3 protein-coding genes and 1 pseudogene are annotated in these 2,119 nt (G+C 49.0%); all 4 read left to right on the top strand.

The genetic code is table 11. The features are described from left to right. Positions 1-288 (top strand): annotated as a pseudogene (locus RMO52_RS17090) (alpha-amylase); the annotation flags it as partial. 310 nt (positions 289-598) lie between these two features. Continuing rightward, positions 599-1,240, top strand: a complete 642-nt coding sequence (locus RMO52_RS17085) for a DUF1003 domain-containing protein (RefSeq protein ID WP_310416568.1) — start codon at positions 599-601, stop codon at positions 1,238-1,240. After that, on the top strand, positions 1,227-1,907 hold the full coding sequence (locus tag RMO52_RS17080) for a DUF1003 domain-containing protein (protein ID WP_310416565.1): 681 nt from the start codon (positions 1,227-1,229) through the stop codon (positions 1,905-1,907). The genes RMO52_RS17085 and RMO52_RS17080 overlap by 14 nt, the downstream gene beginning before the upstream one ends. After that, on the top strand, positions 1,897-2,119 hold a 223-nt coding region (locus tag RMO52_RS17075; RefSeq protein WP_396135036.1), incomplete at its 3' end, for a diacylglycerol kinase family protein. The genes RMO52_RS17080 and RMO52_RS17075, both read left to right, overlap by 11 nt.

Below are 2,119 nucleotides of genomic sequence, written 5' to 3'. Positions count from 1 at the left end.
AAGTTCTTGTATGCCCGTCAAAACTATGCCTACGGCGAACAACGCGACTACTTCGACCATCCGAATACGATCGGCTGGACGCGGGCGGGCGATGAGTCCAATCCCGGCGGTATGGCAGTAGTGCTGACTAATGGCGAAGGCGGCACCAAGTGGATGGAAATCGGTCTGCCCAATTGCACTTATGTAGACATCACCGAGCATATCAAAGACCCGATCGTTACCAATAATGATGGCTGGGCTGAGTTTCGCTGTAATGGCGGCTCTGTATCAGTTTGGGTGCCCCACTAAATAGTATCGGTTTAACTGTTCTTCTTTCCAAGGCTGCCGTGTATTGCTTCGTTTTCGCTGGGTTTACCCCCCCAACCCCCCCATATAAAGGGGGGGCGTGCACCCACCCCAGTATAATGGGAGGGCTGGGGTGGGGTAGAGGGACTATGCAGCATAACAGACTTGTGTATACACGGTAGCTTTTCAAGGGGGATCTCTAGGGTTTACGCCTAACAAGCCAGACTTCTCAACCTTGAAACTCTAATTATCGCCGAGTAGGGACGATCGATCGTCTCTACTCATTTATTATCTCTAACCTAATCTGGTAAATATGAAACAAATTAATGCCCGCGATCCTGCTGTGGATCGACACAGCCCACAATCAGTCGAGCTATACTCAGCGCGACCAGATATCCTCATTGAAAATGACACCATCCCAGAGCACGCGGTTAAAAATGTCGAGACAATTTACAATCACCAAGCTCAACACCAACGAAATTCCAAACCCCATCATCGATTATTAGACAAAATTGGCGACTTTTTTGGCAAACCACAGTTTTTGTACGGTCAGATCGTCTTTTTTAGCGTGTGGATTGGGTGTAGTAGTCTCGCCGAACATAAAATTATTCCTAAAAATTTCCCCCTGTTTGAGCCTGGTTTGCACGGGCTGGAAATAGCTTCATTATTGACGACAACTGGGGTCTTGGTTTACCAACGGCGGGAGGAGAAGGTAAGTCAAGAACGATCGCTTTTAGAATTACAGGTTAATCTAGTGACCGAGCAGAAGATCGCGAAATTAATCTCGCTAGTCGAAGAACTGCGCGTCGATCTACCAAATGTCAAAAACCGTCACGATGCCGAAGCCGAAATCATGCAGCAAGCGGCAGATCCGCAGGCAATCTTGGAGGTAATCCAACAAATTTCCGAACAGCCACCGCTCGCCTATGAGGAGAAAACTCATGAAGCCGCCTAAAGTCGGGCTAATTATCGATCCGCTGATGACAAAGGTCGGACGCAACGACTCCAGTAGAGATTTTTCGATTTATCCCGAGCTGGTAAATATCGTCGAAGCGATTCCGCCGCCGGAAGAGGATCTGGAAATCCCCGAACATGTCCTCAAAAATGTCGAGACAATTACCAATTACCAAGAGCGTTATCAGCAGCAAGCTACCGTCGCTCAACGGGGTTTGGAAAAAATTGTCAGCATTTTTGGACAGCCCCAGTTTCTGTATTTTCAAGTCGGGTTTTTTGCGATTTGGGAGTTCTGCGGGCACTTAGTCGATCTGGGCGTTTTACCCGCCACGTTTCCGCAGTTCGACCTGCGCGAACAGTGGCTGGATCTGGCCTCCCTATTTATTTCGACAGGAGTACTAGTCTACGAAAATCGTCAAGAAAAGCTCAGTGAAGAACGATCGCATCTGATGCTGCAACTCAATCTCGTCACCGAGCAAAAAATCGCCAAATTAATTTCCCTTGTCGAAGAGTTACGTGTAGATCTGCCCAATGTCAAAAACCGTCACGATGCCGAGGCGGAAATCATGCAGCAAGCGACCGACCCGCAGGTAATTTTGGAAGCGATCCAACAAATTTCCGAACCCACGCCTAGTTCCCCCCTGGAGGATACCGATGATGACACGTAAAGCCTGCCTGATTTTTAATCCCGTTGCCGGACAAGGTAATGCCGAGCAAGATCTCGAAACGATCGAATCGATGCTCCGACCAGAAATCGATCTAGAAGTAGTCGTAACTACCGCCGAGTGCGAACCTGGCGAATTAGCCAAAGCTGCGATCGAGCGTGGTGCCGAAGCTATTATCGCCTCTGGTGGCGATGGCACGCTCTCCGCAGTAGCTG

The organism is Chamaesiphon sp. OTE_8_metabat_110, assembly GCF_031382685.1.
GTDB lineage: Bacteria > Cyanobacteriota > Cyanobacteriia > Cyanobacteriales > Chamaesiphonaceae > Chamaesiphon.
This window is presented reverse-complemented; position numbering and strand designations above follow the sequence as displayed.